Origin of the sequence: Acinetobacter sp. WCHAc010052 (assembly GCF_002165295.2) — a bacterium.
Taxonomy (GTDB): domain Bacteria; phylum Pseudomonadota; class Gammaproteobacteria; order Pseudomonadales; family Moraxellaceae; genus Acinetobacter; species Acinetobacter chinensis.
Map to the genome: position 1 here is coordinate 2,522,931 of NZ_CP032143.1, position 18,227 is coordinate 2,541,157.

An 18,227-nucleotide genomic window follows, 5' to 3' on the forward strand; every position below is an offset into this window, starting at 1 on the left:
TTTTTATGTCCTTATTTAACGGAGAAAAATATGCATCCTATCGTCATCATTGGTTCAGGCATGGCGGGTTATACCGTAGCGCGTGAGTTCCGTAAGCTCAATCCTGAGCAGGAACTGGTCATGATTTCTGCAGATGATGCGGTAAACTATGCAAAACCGACTCTTTCCAACGCACTGGTTGGAAATAAGGCCCCTGATCAGATTGCTCTGGGTGATGCCGCTAAAATGTCAGCTCAGCTGAATATACGCATTGAAACCCTGACTGAAGTAACTGCACTTCAGTCTGAACAGCATCAGATTATTCTCAAAAAAGATGGCACAGAAACCGCACAGCCTTATTCACAATTGATTCTTGCTGTGGGTGCAAATCCTGTGCGCCTTGCCATTGCAGGCGACGGCAGTGATGATATTCATGTCGTTAACAATCTGAACGACTATAAAACTTTCCGTGAAAATCTGTCCCTTAGAAATGACAAACGTGTTGTAATTCTGGGCGCTGGTCTGATTGGCTGCGAATTTGCAAACGATTTACAGAATACCGGACACAAAGTCACGGTCATTGACCTGGCTCCACAACCTCTGGGCCGTCTGCTGCCTGCTCACGTGGCTACAGCATTTAAAGAAAATCTGGAAGAAACCGGCATCCGTTTCGTACTGGGGACAACCGTTGAAAAAATTTCCCGTGTAGAACATGGTGATTATCAGGTCGTTCTTGCCAATGGTCAGTCCTTAACTGCAGATATTGTTCTTTCTGCAATTGGTTTACAGCCACAGCTTGCTCTGGCTAAATCTGCGGGCATTGAAACCAGCCGCGGCATTCTGACCAACTTACAGTTAAACACCAGTCATGCAGATATCTTTGCTGTCGGTGACTGTGCTGAAGTCAACGGCTTGTTGTTACCTTATGTCATGCCAATCATGCAACAGGCACGGGCACTTGCAAAAACCCTGAATGGTGAATCCACCGCAGTACACTACCCCGCAATGCCTGTCGCTGTTAAAACACCAACGGCACCTCTGACCGTACTGCCTGCTCCTCCTGATGTTGAGGTTACCTGGGAAACGGAAGAACTGGATGATGGCATGATTGCCCGTGCCCTGGATTCAGATGCAACATTGCGTGGCTTTGTATTACTTGGACCGACTGCCGGTAAACAGCGTCTGACACTGACAAAACTTGTGCCGGACTTGATTCCTGTCACAGTTTAAGGTTTAAATAATGAGGACGTTTTTTCACCGGAACGTCCTTTATTCAGGAAAATAAAAATGAACAGTGCCTTACAGTTTAAAGATTCACCTTATACAGCTTTCATGCATGAAACACGGGTTGACCTAGGCAACGGTATTGAACTGCACGTTGAAACAGGTGGTCATCCTGAACACCCTCCTGTTCTGCTGATTATGGGACTGGGTGCACAGATGTTGTTCTGGCCTGATTTTTTCTGTAAATCCCTGATTGATCAGGGCTATCGTGTGATTCGTTACGACAATCGTGATATTGGACTGTCTTCGAAAATCCGACATAAAGGTCCACGCCTGAATACTCTGAAACTGATGGGACGCTTTGCATTAGGACTGGAAAATCAGGGAGCGCCTTATAATCTTTACGATATGGCAGAAGATGCTTCACTGCTGATTGACCGTTTAGGACTGGAAAAGGTTCAGGTGATCGGTGCATCCATGGGCGGTATGATTGCCCAGATTCTTGCTGCCCGTTATCCTGAAAAAGTCAGTAAACTGGGCTTACTTTTTACCAGCAATAACCAGCCACTGCTACCACCACCTTTTCCTAAACAGCTGTTCAGCCTGATTGGAAAACCTGAATCGACAACAGAAGACGGGATTGTGAACCACAGTATCAAACTGTTTAAAATTATTGGTTCGCCTGGCTACGTCAATCAGCTGGAAGCCATGCAGACCGCCCGTAAATTATATAATCGAAGTTATCATCCAGCGGGTGTACTTCAACAGTTTTTAGCAATATTATGTACAGGTTCATTGCTGCAACTGGACAGACATATCACACAACCGACTCTCGTAGTTCATGGTTCACGTGACCGTCTGCTCCCACCAGGTCATGGTAAAGCCGTTGCTAAGGCAATTCCTGATGCTAAGTTTGAATTAATTGACGGAATGGGGCATGATATCCCACCGCATTTTATTCCATACCTTAGCGGATTATTTGCTCACCACTTTTCATAAACATTAGGACACTATGGCTGCATTACCATCCCTGAGACAGCTGTCATATCTCGTTACGCTGTCTGAAACGCTGCACTTTACTGAAGCAGCGCGCCGTTCATTTGTGACCCAGTCAACTCTTTCTGGCGGGATCATGGAACTCGAGCGTCTGTTGGGCGGCGTACTGGTTGAACGTGACCGTCAAAATGTACGTTTAACTCCGCTTGGTGAACAGGTCGTAGGTCGAGCCCGTGTTCTGCTTGCAGATGCTCAGGACCTGATGCGCCTGAGCAGGGAAATGAGTGAACCTCTGACGGGTGATCTCCATCTGGGAATTATTCCAACAATTGCTCCGTTCATTCTGGCTCAACTGCTGGATGAAGTGCACAGACAGCTGCCTAAAATTCAGTTGCATCTGCATGAAGCTCAGAGTGAAAAAATTGTTGAAAAACTGGAACACGGTAATCTGGACATGATTGCTCTCGCCCTTCCGTTTGATACCCGTGGTCTGAAAGTTGCAGAAATTGCCAAAGAAAATCTGTATCTGGTTTGCCATCGTAATGATCAGCATGCTGTAAATGCAGTTTCACTGGATGATCTGGATCTGTCACGCCTGATGTTGCTGGAAGAAGGTCATTGCTTACGTGATCACACTTTAAGTGCCTGCCCAATTGGTGAGCGTAAAAATGATCATCGTCTGAAAGCAAGCTCATTGCCAACACTTGTTGAAATGGTGGCTGCTGAACTGGGTTTCACTTTATTGCCTGAAATTGCAATTCATACCAATATGATCAAAGCAAACCCTGAACTGATGATCAAACCAATTGAGTCTGCTCCTAACAGAACACTTGCACTGGTGACCCGAAAAAGCACACCTTTACAAAGTGAGTTTGATGTTCTCCTCCAGATTATGCAGAAGATCACTCAGCATTTGCACTGAATCTGGTTATATTATAAAAAGGAGCTACGGCTCCTTTTCTTTTATGCACAGTAAATTCCTTTATTTTCTGCAAAAAAAAGCTTACCCGAAGGTAAGCTGATCGAAGTAAGAAATATAACGTCTCAAAACTGAATCGTAATATAGGCACCTCAAGGAGTTGGAATACTTCCCGCTAGCCAGATAAGCAGAAAGTATGTTTATAGTAATCAGTAAATTATCAGCAGAATATCCCTGGTATTTGGTATATTTCATAAAATTTGATCACTTTTAGTGCAATTCATCTGTTTCTATCCTTACAGAAGACAGCCTGTTTGCCTTACAGAACTTAACATTTCCATTTACCATCCAATAAATTTTTAATTTTTTAAAATCATCAATTTATTTCACATGTGAAATAAAACACCACTAGATATTAACAAAAAAACCATTTTTCATAAAAAAACTTAATACAACAAACACTTAAGTTTACTTTAAATACCTGATTCCAGGTATGGCATTCACCCCAAAAATCATTCAAAGTTCAAATTAAGATTCAGCTGCATCTGAGAATAAAAATGTTGAGAGAACTCGTTCTACCTGTACCCGCTATGATCATGCATCATGGTGATGAACCTGACAGTTCACTTAAACATATACTGACTGACATTGGTTATCCTGATGATCTGATTTTTCAGTCAGAACAGGATGATACCGCTTTCAGAATAATGGACAGGCACCTGCCGAACTTACTGCTGGTCGATCTTGATACCCCTCCAGAAGTTATTCAGCAGTTACATCGGATCAATCAGGGGATGCTGATTATCGGTATTTCAGGGCATGACCCAGTGAAAATTTTACGGGCGATTCATGCTGGCATTTCGGGTTATCTGTTTACAGATCAATCTCCTGAACAGCAGAAGAACCAGGTGATTATGACGTTAAGGGGCGGTTCACCTATCGACACTGAAGTTGCTCAGCTGATGCTGAAATGTATAGGCAAGACCGATCTGCCTTTTCGTTTTACCAATACAGAACAGGAAATATTAAACCTGGCAGGTCATGGTATTGAACTGGAGCAGATTTCAGATGATCTCCATATTCCTGAATACATGATTCCAGGCTACATCAAAAATATTTACCGGAAAATATCCATGTATCAGTCGGATGAACAAAACTGTTTATGTCATTGATCTGAATGTACGCAATAAAAAAGGAGTTCTGTTCAGAACTCCTTTTTATATACATGAATCATCAGAAAAGACGTTTACTTAATATATTCAAGCAGGTAACGCTGTGCATTGTGCAGTTTCTCACCTTCAGCCGGATGTGCACGCAGCCATGTACCATCACTCTGCAACAGCCACGCCTGCTGATTATCCTCAAGATACGTTAACAGTCCCTGTTGATAAATCCGTTTTTTCAACGCCGGATCTTCAATCGGGAAGCAGGCTTCAACACGGTTAAACAGGTTTCGATCCATCCAGTCAGCACTTGAACCATAGATGCGTGGATTACCGTTATTACTGAAATAATATACACGGGTATGTTCAAGGAAGCGTCCAACCACTGAACGAACCCGAATGTTTTCTGACAGACCCGGCAGACCTGGACGCAGACAGCAGATTGAACGGATAATCAAGTCAATCTGTACCCCTGCCTGAGATGCTTCATACAGTTTATTAATCAGTTGCTGTTCTGTCAGTGCATTGACTTTCACAATAATCTGAGCTTTTTTCCCTGCTTTAGCATTGGCAATTTCTTCATCAATATAATTGATCAGCTGAGCATGCAGCGTAAATGGAGCATGCAGCAGTTTCTTCAGTTTTGCCATTTTGCCCATTCCAGTCAGTTCCTGGAAAATACGGTGTACATCCTCACATAGCTCTTTGTCTGTGGTTAACAGACCATAGTCCGTATAGATACGGGCATTGCCTGCATGGTAGTTCCCTGTTCCAAGATGGACATAACGGATAAGTTTATTATTTTCACGGCGGACAACCAGGATCATTTTGGCATGTGTTTTGTAGCCCACAATGCCATAAACCACAACTGCACCCGCTTCCTGCAAAACATTAGCAACCGCAATATTTGACTCCTCATCAAAACGTGCCCGCAACTCAATGACAGCCGTGACTTCTTTACCATTACGGGCTGCTTCTGCAAGTACTTGTACAATTTCAGAGTCAGCACCACTACGGTACAGCGTCTGTTTAATTGCAAGCACCTGTGGATCACGCGCAGCTTCACGTAACAGATTAATCACCGGAGCAAAAGATTCAAACGGATGGTGCAGTAAAATATCCTGCTTCTGCATCGCTGAAAAAATATTTTCAGATTTTTTCAGTACTTTAGGAATAATCGGCGTATGTGAGTCATAACGTAAATGCGGACGCTTAAAATTTGACAGCAAACGGGCAAGGTTGACAGGACCATCCACTTTATAAAGCTGTTCTTCGTCCAGATCAAACTCATCCAGCAGATAATCATAGATATGCTTTGGGCAGTTCTCAGTTACTTCCAGACGCACAGCACGACCAAAACGTCTTGAGTTCAGCTCACCTTTCAGAGCTATCGCAAGGTCTTCAACATCTTCATTCAAAGCAAGATCAGCATTTCGGGTCACCCTGAACTGATAACAACCCGTGGCTGTCATACCAGGGAACAGATCAGAAACGTGTTCATGAATAATTGCAGAAAGCATGACATGGTGTTCTTTACCCGCTGTCAGCTCATCAGGTAAACGTACAACCCGTGGTAAAGAACGCGGTGCTGGAACAACAGCCAGATCAATCTGACGACCAAATGCATCCTTACCTTCCAGCGTAATAATAAAGTTCAGGCTTTTATTGACCAGTCTTGGAAATGGATGGGCTGGATCAAGACTGATAGGCGTTAGTACGGGAGCAACCTGTTCCTGGAAATATTTTTTCACCCAGGAGGACTGCGCAGGTGTCAGTTCACCGCGACGTAAAAAGCAGATATCTTCTTCGCGCAGTTTTGGCAGAATTTCTTCATTTAAAATACGGTACTGTCTTTCTATAGCAGCATGGGCTGTCTGAGAAACCTGATCAAGTACCTGTTTAGGTGTCAGACCATCAGGGCTTCGGCTTTCATTGCCCAGATCAAGCTGTTCCATCATACCCGCTACACGGATTTCAAAAAATTCATCCAGGTTTCTGGAAAAAATAAGCAGAAAATTCATGCGTTCCAGTAAGGGATGCAATGGATCAACAGCCTGTTCCAGCACCCGCAGATGGAAGTCAAGAATTGACAGCTCACGGTTGATGTAACGGTCGTTATAAGCGTATTCAATTGGTGCAGGAGTTATGTCAGCTGCCGTATTCATATCAAACCTATATTTTTCTAAGTATGTGCCAATGTTCTAAGTATGCTTCAAATTTATGACAATTTCATAAAAAAAAGCCCGACATGCGAGCTTTTTTAAAGTTTTCATTTCAGGGGATATGACTGTAACGCATATACTTCTGAATCATACGCTTACGATAATTCAGTTTTCTGTCATTACGGTTGTTCTGATAATACTTAGGATTTGGTAAAACTGCTGCCAGAAATGCTGCCTGTTCACGGCTCATACTTCTGGAACTTTTGCCAAAATAGTACTGTGAAGCAGCTTCAACACCATAAATATTTTCACCAAACTCTACAGAGTTGAGATAGACCTCAAGAATACGTTCCTTCGACCACATTCTTTCCATCATCCAGGTTGCTATGGCTTCCTGCCCTTTGCGGATAAAAGAACGTTTATTATATAAAAACAGGTTCTTTGCCAGCTGCTGAGAAATGGTTGAGCCACCTGCCACGACCTTTCCTTTGTCTTTATTTCGTTCCATGGCGAACTTCATTCCATCCCAGTCAAAACCTTTGTGCTGTAGGAACTTCCCGTCTTCAGCTGCTACAACTGCATGTTTGAAATATAGACTGATCTGATCATAGTCCCGCCATTCATGTTTAATCGGTTCAGAGGGGTCTGACCAGTAATCCAGGCGCATCATCATGGTACTTTCAACCGGATGTGCCCGCCACCAGGCAAGACTTGCAAATATCCACAACTGAACCACTAAAAACAGGCTGAACAGAATCAGCAAAGTGCGAACAATAAATGTCTTCATGTCTGATTACTGCTCCTGGTTTTATAAATTTTCATGCTAAGCTGAGTGCAAAGTTCTTTATATTGATAAAAGAATAACATGTCTGATCTTTCTTCTCCGCCCATACAAAGCAAATCCAGTATTCATTTATGGTGGATCACTGCACTTCTGATTGCTGTAAATACAGGTCTGTTTGCCTGGCAGGTCATTACAGGAATGGACATCAGTAATCCATCTACAGTCGATGCAATCCGCTGGGGTGCTGATTATGCACCTTTAACTTATCTTGCGGAACCCTGGCGGCTTTTCAGCAGTATGTTTTTCCATTTCGGCATGATTCATCTGATGCTGAACATGTGGGCATTGTATATTTTTGGCAGTGTAGCAGAACAGATGTTTGGTCGCTTTTACTTCAGTATTCTTTATCTGCTGGCAGGCTTAACAGGAAGTCTACTGAGTGGTTATGTCTCCATTCAGGACTCTTATGAGCTGATCAGAACAGGTATACCCACTCAAAGTCTGTTACCAAGTGTGGGTGCGGGTGCATCTGGTGCTGTCATGGGACTGGGTGCTGCGCTGACCGTTCTGTCTTTATTTCCGATGTTACCAGGACAACGTTTTGTACTGGATAAGAAAACATTACTCATGGTGATGGGTATAAACCTTGCCATGGGTTTTATGATCAGTGGCATCAACAATGCAGCGCATATTGGTGGCATGATCATGGGTGCTCTGCTTACACTGATCTGGTATGCCGGGCAGAAATATGGAAAAAATGGTTTCAGCCAGATCGCAGGAGCTGTACTTGGTACTGGGCTGTGTATTCTTTTTTATCAGTACTGCATGCAGCAGGTTCAGGCTATCAGCCCTTTGTGGCAAGGACTGATTGAGTGGATAAAATGAATCAGTCTTTACTGATTCATTTCCCTTAGACTCTGTAATGGTGGAATTTCACTGAGATAACTGAGTCGGTAACGCCCGATCAGTGCACAAAGTAAAGTCATCAATACAGGTAAAACCAGCCAGATTTGCAGATGTGGCTGAATCATCAGATCCATTTTATAACTGGCAACAGCACTGATCATTTCAGCAAAAACACAGGCAACCACACCTGCCATCAGACCAATAAAACCGATTTCCTGGCTCATCATTCCTTTCAGTTTCTGCTTTGAACTGCCAAATGACCTTAACAGTGCCACTTCTTTTTTACGTTCATCCATCAGCAGATTCAGACAGGCGATCAGCACAAGTAAACCAGAAATACTGACCAGTACAGCAAGAATCGTCACAATCTGAACCAGTACATTCATAATCCGTTTGACTTCATCAAGTATTGCACTGACATCAATAAATACGGTACTGGAAAACTGCTGTACCAGTGAAATCAGTTTCGGTTTATCTGCGTCTGGAATGTAAAAACTGCCTAGATAACTTCCCGCATTTTCATCAAAGGTTGCTGGTGAAAAAATAAAGAAGAAATTAGGACTGAAACTTTCCCATTCGACGCTGCGGAAATTGACCACTTTAGCGGTAAAATTTCCTTCAGGAATGCTGAAAGTCAGACGGTCACCAAGATGAATGCCCAATTCCTGTGCAATTTTACTTTCTACCGAAACCTCACCTGTCTGCCCTAAGTGGGCATTTCCCTGCACAATCACATTATCTGAAGGATAGACCTCAGACTGTGTCAGATTCAGTTCACGGCGCAGTGCATTATTATTTCCAATCAGTTCATATGAAAAAGGCAGATCATTTTTAGCAATCAGCCGCCCACGGATATTGGGATAAAGCGGAGTACCCTGCCATCCATGCTGTTCCAGCTGCTGCTTAAATTCAGGCATGTCGAAGGGAGGCAAACCATACACAAACTGATTGGGTGTACCGACAGGCAACTGTTGCTGCCAGCGTTCGAGTAAATCTGTTCTTAATACAGCCAGTACAGCGATCAGACTCAGTCCCAGTGCAAGTGCTGTCACCTGGAATGCCGTCATATAAGGTGTACGGACATAAGCAGAAACAGACCATTTCATCTGTCTGATCAGCTTCAGCCCCGCCCAGACCACCAGGTACAATACACAGCATAACAGCAGTACAGCGCCACAGATCCATAAACTTAAACTGATATTTTCAGTCAGTAACATACAGAAAAGCACCAGACTGATCAGCCCTAAACTGAGCATGAACAAAACTGAACGGAGTGATTTTTCCTGCTGACGGATGACCCTGACTGGCGGGGTGTTGAGCAGTTGCCAAAGTGCAGGCAATACAAAGCCCAGCAGCACAACAGTACAGGTAAAAAATGCCACAGGCAAAGGTCCTGCCAGCATACTCAGTACGGAAAAATGAATCTGAAGATGAGGGATTAACTGCAGCATTAACTGTAACAGACCATATCCTAGTGCAACGCCAAGCAATGTACCAATCAGCATGGAAATGACCAGCATAAAGCCCAGTAATCCCAGATATGCCCATAAAATCTGACGACGGGCAGCACCACAACAGCGTAACAGCGCAATATGGTCCTGATTCTGCTGAACATAACGCTGACTGCTTAAAGCAATCGCAAGACCGCACAGCAGTATGGTCAGAATATTCGCCAGCTGTAAAAATGTATCCAGGTTGGCTATGGGCTTCATCAGGCGGGTATTTCCCTCTCCTGCATTGCGCAGTTTCAACCCACCCTGTTCTTCTGCCTGCTCATTCGGCTTTATCTTTTGTTGATCTGCCCGCAGGTGCTGCTGTTTTTTAAAATTCTGCTCATAAGTCTGAGTCTGCTCAGGTGTTCCTGACATGAGTAAACGATAGTCAATCCGAGACCCGACCTGTACAGCATTGGTCTTTGCAACATCTGAACGTGAAATAATCACAGTTGGTGAGAACCCTGAAAATCCAAGTTCCTGATTGGAATCACGCTGAATTTCCGCAGAAACCTTAAACTGTCCATCTGCAAGGAAAATCTGCTCCCCTGGCTTTACATGCAGCAGCTGCATTGCTCGTGGACTGAGCCATGCCTCGCCTGACTTGAGTCCGGTTGCAACTGGCGTCACCTGGATGTCACCACGTAAAGGGAAATGCTGATCCACTGCTTTGACATTGACCATCACAAACTGTTGCGATGTTCGTGCCATCGTACCAAACATGGTTACTTCAGACGTTTTCAGTCCTGCCTGCTGAGCCTGATTTTTCCATTTACTGTCCAGTGGTTTACTGTCGCTGAGTACCAGATCCGCTGCCAGCATTTCGGCTGCCTGTAAAGCAACAGCATTCTGAATCTGTTCATTACTGAATTTGAGTGCTGTGGTCGCGCTGATTGCCAGTGTTAAAGCAATCATCAAGAGGTAAATACCGGTACTTTTTAAACTCTGCGTCAGTAAAGGTTTAAATAAATGATTCATTCTGACCTGCCCTTTACTGCATCTGCTCGGTTAACTGCCCATCACTCAGTACAAAATGCCGCTGACATTTTTTTGCCAGCTGCTGATCGTGTGTCACCAGAATCAGTGTTGTCCCCATTTCCTTATTCAGTCTGAACAGCAGTTCTTCAATTTCAAGAGCTGTAGCACTGTCCAGATTACCGGTAGGCTCATCAGCAAAAATAATCTGAGGTTCACTGATCAGTGCCCGGGCAATTGCAACTCGTTGCTGCTCCCCGCCTGACAGGACTTTGGGTGTCTGCCATGCCTGTTGTTCCAGTCCCACTTTCGTCAGTAACTGCAGGGCTTTCTGCTCAGCCTGCCTGAAGTTGAAACCTGGTTTAAGGCGCAAAGGTAGCAGTACATTTTCCACAGCACTCAGATGAGGCAACAACTGAAAAGACTGAAATACAAAACCAATATGATTCAGGCGCACCAAAGCCCGCTGTTCCTCATTCAGTTCAGAAACAGACTCTCCACAGACCACAAGCTGACCCGAACCTGCCTGGTCCAGCGTTGCAAGTATTCCCAGCAGTGTTGACTTTCCAGAACCTGAACGTCCCGTAATCGCAACCTGCTCGCCAGAAAATATTTCGAGGTTAATATTTTCAAAAACAACCAGTTCTTTTTGAGGGAGCTTAATCTTCTGGCTAAGTTGCTGTGCAGAAATAATTGCTTGTGGCATCATGAAAACATTACTCAAACTATTAAAAATGTCGGTATGCAAAAAAAATCTCTGCACTACGTTGTCTTTGTGACTTTCTGCTCAGTACTGTTGATGACTCCCGCAATGGTTTATGCAAAAACCATCATGATTCTGGGGGACAGCCTGAGTGCAGGTTATGGTATTCAGCAAGGTCAGGGCTGGGTCAGTCTGTTACAGAAACGTCTTGACCAACAGTATCCGAAAGCACACAAAGTGGTCAATGCCAGTGTCAGTGGAGAAACCACCAGTGGAGCACTCGCCAGACTGCCGAAACTGTTACAGACACATAAGCCTGATATTGTGGTGATTGAACTGGGGGGAAATGATGGATTACGTGGTCAGCCACCACAGATGATTCAAAAAAATCTGGCACAGCTCGTACTCAGAAGTCAGCAGAGTAAAGCCCATGTTTTATTGTTTGGAATGAAAATTCCACCGAATTATGGCACTGCCTACAGTCAGGCATTTGAAAATAACTACAGAACCGTCAGCCAGCAATACAAAATCAAACTTCTGCCCTTTTTTATGCAGAATGTTGCTGGACACAGCCATCTGATGCAGAAAGATCAGATCCATCCCAATGCAGCTGCTCAGAAAATACTGCTGGATAATGCCTTTCCATACATTAAAGGCGCTTTATAAAGCGCCTTTAATCAAAACAGTCTGTCTCACACTGTCTGTTTAAAAGTCATAGAACAGTACTTCACCTGTTTCCAGGGAATACTCTGCACCGACAACTTTCAGTTTGCCCTGTTCAATCAGGTTTTCCAGTACAGCAGAACCATGACGCAACTGATTCACAGAAGCAAAGACATTGGACTTCACTGCATGCATGGAAAGTTTTTCGAGATCATCTTTCAGCTCAGTCTGCAGCAGAATCTCCACAGATGGACGAACGCGGTTCACAATGGACATCAGATTTGCAGAAGATGGTGTTTCTGGATTTTTCAGAGCCTTGATGGTTGAACTGATTGCACCACAGTGAGTATGCCCAAGTACGACCACAATTGGACAACCAAAGCTTTCAGCAGCAAATTCCACACTGCCGACCTGAGATGGTGCAACAATATTACCTGCAACACGGATCACAAACAGGTCACCAAAGCCCTGGTCAAAAACCATTTCTGCCGGTACACGTGAATCTGAACATCCAAGAATAATCGCAAACGGTTCCTGGCTGCCGACCATCTCATTGCGCTGCTGATGTGTCAGGAACTTTGAAGAATTGGTTTCTTCTTTGGCAAAGCGGAGATTACCCTGTTTCAGACGTTCCAGTGCTTCTTCAGCTGTAAGCATGCTCTTTTGTTCCTTATGTGAAGTTGCAATATTTTAATCCTGTATATATTGAATGTCACTTGCAAAAAAGAATAGCTGCACATTTTTTGAAGCAGAAAAAATCCTGAGTAATTTCACTGGGTATTCTTTACTCACATCACATAAAAATATATTAAATATGAATCAGTTCAAAAAAATAAAAGTGACATTCCCTGGAGAGTATTTAAAATAATCCTATACTTCATATCTGCCTCAGACCCGTTTCAGCCTGATCAGAATTGCTTAATCACATCACGGTTATCAGTCTTCAAGGATGAATGCCTATGCCTCAGTTACGAAAATCCATCTTACGACCTCTGATTGTAGCTCTGGCAGCACTGACATCTTTTACAGGCAGTTTCTGTCAGGCTGCAAAAACCGAATCAAAACCATCCTCAAAATATGCCTATGTCACGCTGCAGAATTATCTGACCCAGCAAAGAGCGGCAGCTGGACTGAAATCCAGAACACTCAAAGTTGGAGATGTGACCTGGACATACAGCGAAGGTGGATCGGCACAGAACCCTCCTGTTCTCCTGATACATGGTCTGGCGGGAAACCGTGATAACTGGAACCGTGTCGCGCAGTTCCTGACACCTTATTATCATGTCATTATTCCTGACCTGCCTGCCAGTGGCGAAACACATATTCCAGCCAACTTTGATGTTTCCGTACCCAATGTCACCCAGCAGCTGAGACAGTTTGCTGAAGTACTGAACATTACTGAAAAACTGAATCTCGCCGGTCATTCACTGGGCGGTTCTATCGCTACAGTTTATGCAGCTCAGTATCCTTTTGACACACAGAGTCTGTTCCTGCTGAACAGTGCAGGTATTTACAGAAATGCATCGACCAAATACGCAAAGAATCCGGATATTTTAAAAAATCTGATTGTTTCAAGACCCGGTGACCTGGATGACGTACTGAGTACCATTATGCTGAATCCACCATCCGTTCCTTATGCACTCAAAAAAGCTCAGGAAAACATACTGATTTCCCAGGCAGATCAGACCCGCAAAGTGATTGATCAGGTCGTTGCCCTGAATAAAATCTACACCCCTGAATCATTTGCCCGCCTGACCTCTGCTGTTGAAGCGCCTACACTGATTTTATGGGGCAAACAGGATAAAATTATCAATGTCGAGGCAGCAGAAGAATTAAAATCACTGTTGAAACGTGCTGAAGCACCTGTCATCCTTAACAATGTAGGTCATGTCCCAATGCTTGAAGCAGACCGGTTGGTTGCTCAGCATTATCTGCCCTTTCTTACACGCACACAGCAAATGAAAAACCCTTTGGCAGATAAACTTATTCCTCTTAATTAGGTCAGTCACAGTGTATGCAGAAACATCCTTTAACAGAGCAGCTGATAGAAGCTCAGCTTGAATTTTTAGACGCTGAGTTTGTTCAGCCTGAAAACATTCAGCAGGAGTTTCTGAGTTTTTATCTCTGGTTCAGAAAACAGACGCTGCAGGATATATGGTCTTTTGAACAGATTAACCATCTGCTGCAAAAACAGATTCTGGATACTCCTGCAAGCTCATTTCTGATTGAACAGATTGCTGAACATATCCGTTTTGCCCTGGTTCATCCTGTCAATGAAACGACCCGGATCGCTGATGTCATTCCTGTACTGACCATTGATAAAATTGCACAGTATGTTGCAGCCAAAAGTGGTCATCGACAACGACTGATTAAAACTGTTGTAAATAATCCTGCTTTTTCAGCAATGATCACACAGCTCATTCAGCACTCTATTCAGGACTACCTGGACAACTCTGTCATGGTCAAACATGTACCTGGTGTCTCCCGTTTTATGAAAATGGGAAAATCCGTACTCGAAAGTGTGACCGACTCCAGCCTGGACAATACCATTGCCCATTATCTTCAGAAAAATATCATTAAACTCAGTCAGATGAGTGAAAATGTGCTGAACCAGCATTTTAATGATGAAAAACTGTATCAGTTTCAGGCAACGCTCTGGCATAAAATTAAGGACATGCCACTTTCAGTTCTGAAAAATTATATTGAAGTTCAGGACCTGCCACAGACGGTTTCAATGGGGCATGAAATATGGGAACACATGCGTCAGTCCGACTATCTGAAAAAACAGCTCCATGACGGTATTCATACCTGGTATGTGCGTAATCAGGCGCGCAGTTTTGACCTGATTTTACGTGATATCAATATTGATGAAGCACTCATACAGAATGAGCTACAGAAACTGCTCCAGCCGGTGATTCAGCAAATGATCAACCAGGGACATTTACGTGATCGAGCGCGTTATTATCTGGAAAAATTTTATTATTCTGAACGTCTGCAGACACTGCTGAACAAACCGACCTGATCTGTTTCTGACAGATAAAAAGCCGCTGAATGCGGCTTTTTATTTAATTCATATCATCAGAAACGGGTAGTCACACCTACAAAATATGAACGCCCTTGCAAAGTATGGTAATCACTGGAATCACTTGTTTCCAGATCCTCATCAAACAGGTTAGTGATCCCTGCGCGTAATGTTGTACGGTCATTCAGATCAAAGTTAGCATTTGTTCCAAATACCCAATACGCTTTGCTCCATGCATTTTCAGTTGAAATATCAGTTGTGTACTGCTTACCGATATACTGTGCATTGAATTGTAAATTCAATGCATCAGTTGCTCGATAATCAACAGCTGAATGCAAGGAAAATTTTGGTGTATCAATCAGAGCTGCGCCTGTATCAAGATTTTCTGACTGGAAAAAATAAGTTGCATTATTATTCCAGCGCACATAATCATTGAAGTTCACTGCAAAGCTACCTTCCAGACCACGAATACGTGCTTCTTCAGCATTATCTACTGCTACATACCAGACACCATATGGGTAGCGTGGATCGTTGATCTCACCAGCAGAGATATGTTTCACAGCTCGGTTAACCAGCTTATTATCAAAATCAGTATGGAAATAAGTCAAACCGCCTGAGTATTTCTGATCATCATACTGAAAGCCAAGTTCATAACTGGTCGACTCTTCTGCATCAAGATCAGGATTTCCTGTGGTATAACAATTCACAAATCCTGTTTGCGAATATGAACTCTGAAATCCATCAGGATTTGTTACTGGATCATATGTACCAAATTGTGAGCTACAGCCTTTACCCTTTGAGCCTGTGCTGAAACCCGCAGCAGTCTGAACAAGATCAGGGGCTCGAAAAGCTGTAGATACCCCACCTTTCAGCGTAAGTGCATCATTAAAATGATAAACACCATAAACACGTGGACTGAAGTTTGAATCATAGCGCTCGTCCTTATCCAGACGTCCGCCCAAAGTCAGTGTAAAATCAGAAGTGATATCTATCATATCTTCAAAGAACACAGCCCATACGTCTGCTGAAACTTTTGAATTACCTGAATGATCCTTGCCATCAATAGATGGCGCACCATTGGAATTAATACCAAGAGTACGTGTATTCACAAGCTCTTCAGAACGGAACTGTCCACCAACTGTAAGCTTATGAGGAACAATCAGTTCAAATGGTAAAGTCAGTTTAGCATCAGCTACAGATTGTTCAGTTGTTTGAACTGTTGGTGTAAATACGCCCTTAGATTCAGTAGTCGCACTGCGATCATATTCTGTCTCGTAGACACTGACACTGGAACTGCCACCCCAGTCATACTTTGCATCCCAGGCAAGTCCAAAGCGCTTGTTCTCCGTTTCATTTTTTTCACCTTCAGTTCCCAACCAGAACTCACCATTAGAAACGCCACGCGCATATGTCGGGTTAGTATTTTCCTGAGTACCATAATTTCCAAACAGTTCAAAATTATGGTTATCATTTAATTTATAATTAAGACTGGCTTCAACTGTATCATTTCTCATACCTGTAGTAGAGTTTTCAAGATCAGTAACGTTCTTATCAGCCTGGCGGTCGGTACGACCTAAAGTCAAACGTGCACTTAAACTATCTGTAATGGCACCACTGAGACTCGCAGACATCTGCAGTGTTTCACCTTCCCCACTATCAGCAGGCTTTTCAAAATTAATAGTCGCTGAACCACCCAATTCCTGTGCATTCTTTTTAGTAATAATGTTAATAACACCACCCATGGCATCAGAACCATAAAGTGATGACATTGGTCCTTTAACGATTTCAATACGCTCAATACTCTCTGGATTAATCCAGTTCAAATCCTGGCGCTGTAAATCAGTACGGTATGCTGTGCGTGATGAGTTACCAATACGTCGACCATCAACAAGGATCAAAGAATACTCTGTTGGAAGACCTCTTAATTTAATTTTAGCTCCCTCACCATTTAATCCCATACCACCTGTAACACCAGGAACCTTCGCGAGAACTTCAGAAATGCTTTTTACAGGCTGTTTCGCTATATCTTCAGCAGTAATTACTGTAATTGAAGCCGGAGCATCTTTCACATCAACTTCTGAACCACTCGCTGTCGTTACAATTGTTGCAAGCTGTGCAACTTCTTTTTTGTCAGGATTGGATGCAGCAGTTTCAGCATGTGCAATGGATACCATTGCGGTTAAAACAGAAAGAGAGAGAGCAGAACGGAAAATACGCTTGGTCATTTTAATGTCCCCAAGTGGCAATAATGGATAAATTCTGTAAATTTCGTTGCATAGTGTAACAAAAGATCTAATTAACACAATTGGTATTAATAATAATTCTCATTAATATTAGCGTAATTGATCAAATTTTCAGCTGATTTATTCGGTTTTTTAATTTTTTTAAGATTGATTTAAGATTCACCAGGAAGAATCTAAGGTTAAATTTAATTTTCACCGTTTTTTACTTATTCAGGTCTCGTCTTTTGTTTTAATCAGTAAACGAAGTGCAGGCATGCTCACAGTACAAGTTACAGCACTCCAGCTCATGACCATAAAAAAACCTCCCGAAGGAGGTTTAAAACAGTACAGCTGAATTCAGCATTATTTAAAATATGCACCATCAGCCTGTGAGTGGTCAGTCTGATCCACAACACGGGAAAGTTCTGGAACATGCTGTTTGAGTGTGGTTTCAACACCCTGTTTCAGAGTGACATCAATAGCTGAACAGCCCTGACAGCCACCGCCGAATTTAAGAACTGCAGTCAGACCATGCTCTTCATCTTCAAGCACTTCAACCAGCGCACAGTTACCGCCATGCCCTGCCAGACCCGGGTTAATTTCAGACTGTAAAACATAAGTGATACGTTCTTCAATGGATGCATCAGGACCTACACGTGGAACTTTTGAGTTCGGCGCACGGAAAGTCAGCTGACCACCAAAACGGTCTTTGTTATAGTCAATAACCGCATCCAGCAGATATGGAATGGATGGCGCATCAATGTGTGCTGCAAAATCTGGATATTCCTGTTTGTAATCTGTAGGAACAACTTCTTCTGGTGCACTGTATGCCATACAACATTCAGCACGCGGAGTTCCAGCATTTTCAACGAATATACGGACTGCAATACCTGGCGTATTCTGCTTTTCCAGCAGATCCTTCAGATATTCCTGAGCGTTCGGTGTAATCAATAAATTCGGAATTTCTTCTGCAACCGCAGTACTGATGTTCTCAGTCGACATAACAATATTTCCTC

15 protein-coding genes are annotated in these 18,227 nt (G+C 43.2%); 8 read left to right on the forward strand and 7 right to left on the reverse strand.

The features are described 5' to 3' along the window. The first annotated feature begins 30 nt into the window (after positions 1-30). The 4 genes from CDG61_RS12405 to CDG61_RS12420 all read left to right on the forward strand — a co-directional run bounded on the left by CDG61_RS12405 (position 31) and on the right by CDG61_RS12420 (position 4,290). The gene (locus CDG61_RS12405) at positions 31-1,209 is read left to right on the forward strand and encodes an NAD(P)/FAD-dependent oxidoreductase (protein ID WP_087549386.1); all 1,179 of its coding nucleotides are present in this window, start codon (positions 31-33) and stop codon (positions 1,207-1,209) included. 57 nt (positions 1,210-1,266) lie between these two features. Further along, entirely contained in the window at positions 1,267-2,202 is a 936-nt protein-coding gene (gene estB, locus CDG61_RS12410) for an esterase EstB (protein ID WP_087549387.1), read from the forward strand. Between the two features lie 13 nt (positions 2,203-2,215). After that, a complete protein-coding gene (oxyR, locus tag CDG61_RS12415) occupies positions 2,216-3,121 on the forward strand; it encodes a LysR family transcriptional regulator OxyR (RefSeq protein WP_087511922.1) in 906 nt (301 codons plus the stop codon). Between the two features lie 554 nt (positions 3,122-3,675). Next, positions 3,676-4,290, forward strand: a complete 615-nt coding sequence (locus CDG61_RS12420) for a response regulator transcription factor (RefSeq protein ID WP_147387794.1) — start codon at positions 3,676-3,678, stop codon at positions 4,288-4,290. A gap of 74 nt (positions 4,291-4,364) precedes the next feature. Here the strand turns inward: CDG61_RS12420 and ppk1 are convergent, their stop codons facing one another. Together ppk1 and mtgA are read right to left on the reverse strand one after the other, a co-directional pair. Beyond that, on the reverse strand, positions 4,365-6,446 hold the full coding sequence (ppk1, locus tag CDG61_RS12425; RefSeq protein WP_087549389.1) for a polyphosphate kinase 1: 2,082 nt from the start codon (positions 6,444-6,446) through the stop codon (positions 4,365-4,367). 109 nt (positions 6,447-6,555) lie between these two features. Further along, positions 6,556-7,230 (reverse strand): monofunctional biosynthetic peptidoglycan transglycosylase, encoded by a 675-nt coding sequence (gene mtgA, locus CDG61_RS12430; protein WP_087549390.1) that lies wholly within the window; start codon positions 7,228-7,230, stop codon positions 6,556-6,558. Between the two features lie 78 nt (positions 7,231-7,308). Between mtgA and CDG61_RS12435 the strand changes: the two genes are divergently transcribed. Beyond that, positions 7,309-8,112 (forward strand): rhomboid family intramembrane serine protease, encoded by an 804-nt coding sequence (locus tag CDG61_RS12435; RefSeq protein ID WP_087549391.1) that lies wholly within the window; start codon positions 7,309-7,311, stop codon positions 8,110-8,112. 8 nt (positions 8,113-8,120) lie between these two features. On the opposite strand, the gene CDG61_RS12440 is transcribed toward CDG61_RS12435, so the two are convergent. Both CDG61_RS12440 and CDG61_RS12445 read right to left on the reverse strand, forming a co-directional pair. Beyond that, complete coding sequence (locus CDG61_RS12440) at positions 8,121-10,604, reverse strand: ABC transporter permease (protein ID WP_087549392.1); 2,484 nt, start codon at positions 10,602-10,604, stop codon at positions 8,121-8,123. Positions 10,605-10,617: 13 nt separating this feature from the next. After that, positions 10,618-11,310 (reverse strand): ABC transporter ATP-binding protein, encoded by a 693-nt coding sequence (locus CDG61_RS12445; RefSeq protein ID WP_228199576.1) that lies wholly within the window; start codon positions 11,308-11,310, stop codon positions 10,618-10,620. A 33-nt stretch (positions 11,311-11,343) separates the two neighbouring features. Between CDG61_RS12445 and CDG61_RS12450 the strand changes: the two genes are divergently transcribed. Then, entirely contained in the window at positions 11,344-11,970 is a 627-nt protein-coding gene (locus tag CDG61_RS12450) for an arylesterase (RefSeq protein WP_087549645.1), read from the forward strand. A gap of 39 nt (positions 11,971-12,009) precedes the next feature. On the opposite strand, the gene CDG61_RS12455 is transcribed toward CDG61_RS12450, so the two are convergent. Next, positions 12,010-12,624 carry a carbonic anhydrase gene (locus tag CDG61_RS12455; RefSeq protein ID WP_087511985.1) on the reverse strand — a complete coding sequence of 205 codons (615 nt, stop codon included), beginning with the start codon at positions 12,622-12,624 and terminating at the stop codon, positions 12,010-12,012. A 302-nt stretch (positions 12,625-12,926) separates the two neighbouring features. Here CDG61_RS12455 and CDG61_RS12460 point away from each other — a divergent pair, with 302 nt between their 5' ends. Next, positions 12,927-13,967: an alpha/beta fold hydrolase gene (locus CDG61_RS12460; protein WP_087549394.1), complete on the forward strand. Its 1,041-nt coding sequence runs from the start codon at positions 12,927-12,929 to the stop codon at positions 13,965-13,967. Between the two features lie 14 nt (positions 13,968-13,981). After that, positions 13,982-14,989 (forward strand): hypothetical protein, encoded by a 1,008-nt coding sequence (locus tag CDG61_RS12465; RefSeq protein WP_087511930.1) that lies wholly within the window; start codon positions 13,982-13,984, stop codon positions 14,987-14,989. 56 nt (positions 14,990-15,045) lie between these two features. Here the strand turns inward: CDG61_RS12465 and CDG61_RS12470 are convergent, their stop codons facing one another. Then, the gene (locus CDG61_RS12470; RefSeq protein ID WP_087549395.1) at positions 15,046-17,214 is read right to left on the reverse strand and encodes a TonB-dependent receptor domain-containing protein; all 2,169 of its coding nucleotides are present in this window, start codon (positions 17,212-17,214) and stop codon (positions 15,046-15,048) included. Positions 17,215-17,574: 360 nt separating this feature from the next. Beyond that, positions 17,575-18,213 carry a Fe-S biogenesis protein NfuA gene (gene nfuA / locus CDG61_RS12475; RefSeq protein WP_087511932.1) on the reverse strand — a complete coding sequence of 213 codons (639 nt, stop codon included), beginning with the start codon at positions 18,211-18,213 and terminating at the stop codon, positions 17,575-17,577. Positions 18,214-18,227 lie beyond the last annotated feature (14 nt).

Coding starts and splice junctions, on each gene's coding strand:
- CDG61_RS12405 (WP_087549386.1), top strand. CDS start 31: ATGCATCCTATCGTCATCATTGGTTCAGGCATGGCGGGTTATACCGTA.
- estB (WP_087549387.1), top strand. CDS start 1,267: ATGAACAGTGCCTTACAGTTTAAAGATTCACCTTATACAGCTTTCATG.
- oxyR (WP_087511922.1), top strand. CDS start 2,216: ATGGCTGCATTACCATCCCTGAGACAGCTGTCATATCTCGTTACGCTG.
- CDG61_RS12420 (WP_147387794.1), top strand. CDS start 3,676: ATGTTGAGAGAACTCGTTCTACCTGTACCCGCTATGATCATGCATCAT.
- ppk1 (WP_087549389.1), bottom strand. CDS start 6,446: ATGAATACGGCAGCTGACATAACTCCTGCACCAATTGAATACGCTTAT.
- mtgA (WP_087549390.1), bottom strand. CDS start 7,230: ATGAAGACATTTATTGTTCGCACTTTGCTGATTCTGTTCAGCCTGTTT.
- CDG61_RS12435 (WP_087549391.1), top strand. CDS start 7,309: ATGTCTGATCTTTCTTCTCCGCCCATACAAAGCAAATCCAGTATTCAT.
- CDG61_RS12440 (WP_087549392.1), bottom strand. CDS start 10,604: ATGAATCATTTATTTAAACCTTTACTGACGCAGAGTTTAAAAAGTACC.
- CDG61_RS12445 (WP_228199576.1), bottom strand. CDS start 11,310: ATGATGCCACAAGCAATTATTTCTGCACAGCAACTTAGCCAGAAGATT.
- CDG61_RS12450 (WP_087549645.1), top strand. CDS start 11,344: ATGCAAAAAAAATCTCTGCACTACGTTGTCTTTGTGACTTTCTGCTCA.
- CDG61_RS12455 (WP_087511985.1), bottom strand. CDS start 12,624: ATGCTTACAGCTGAAGAAGCACTGGAACGTCTGAAACAGGGTAATCTC.
- CDG61_RS12460 (WP_087549394.1), top strand. CDS start 12,927: ATGCCTCAGTTACGAAAATCCATCTTACGACCTCTGATTGTAGCTCTG.
- CDG61_RS12465 (WP_087511930.1), top strand. CDS start 13,982: ATGCAGAAACATCCTTTAACAGAGCAGCTGATAGAAGCTCAGCTTGAA.
- CDG61_RS12470 (WP_087549395.1), bottom strand. CDS start 17,214: ATGACCAAGCGTATTTTCCGTTCTGCTCTCTCTCTTTCTGTTTTAACC.
- nfuA (WP_087511932.1), bottom strand. CDS start 18,213: ATGTCGACTGAGAACATCAGTACTGCGGTTGCAGAAGAAATTCCGAAT.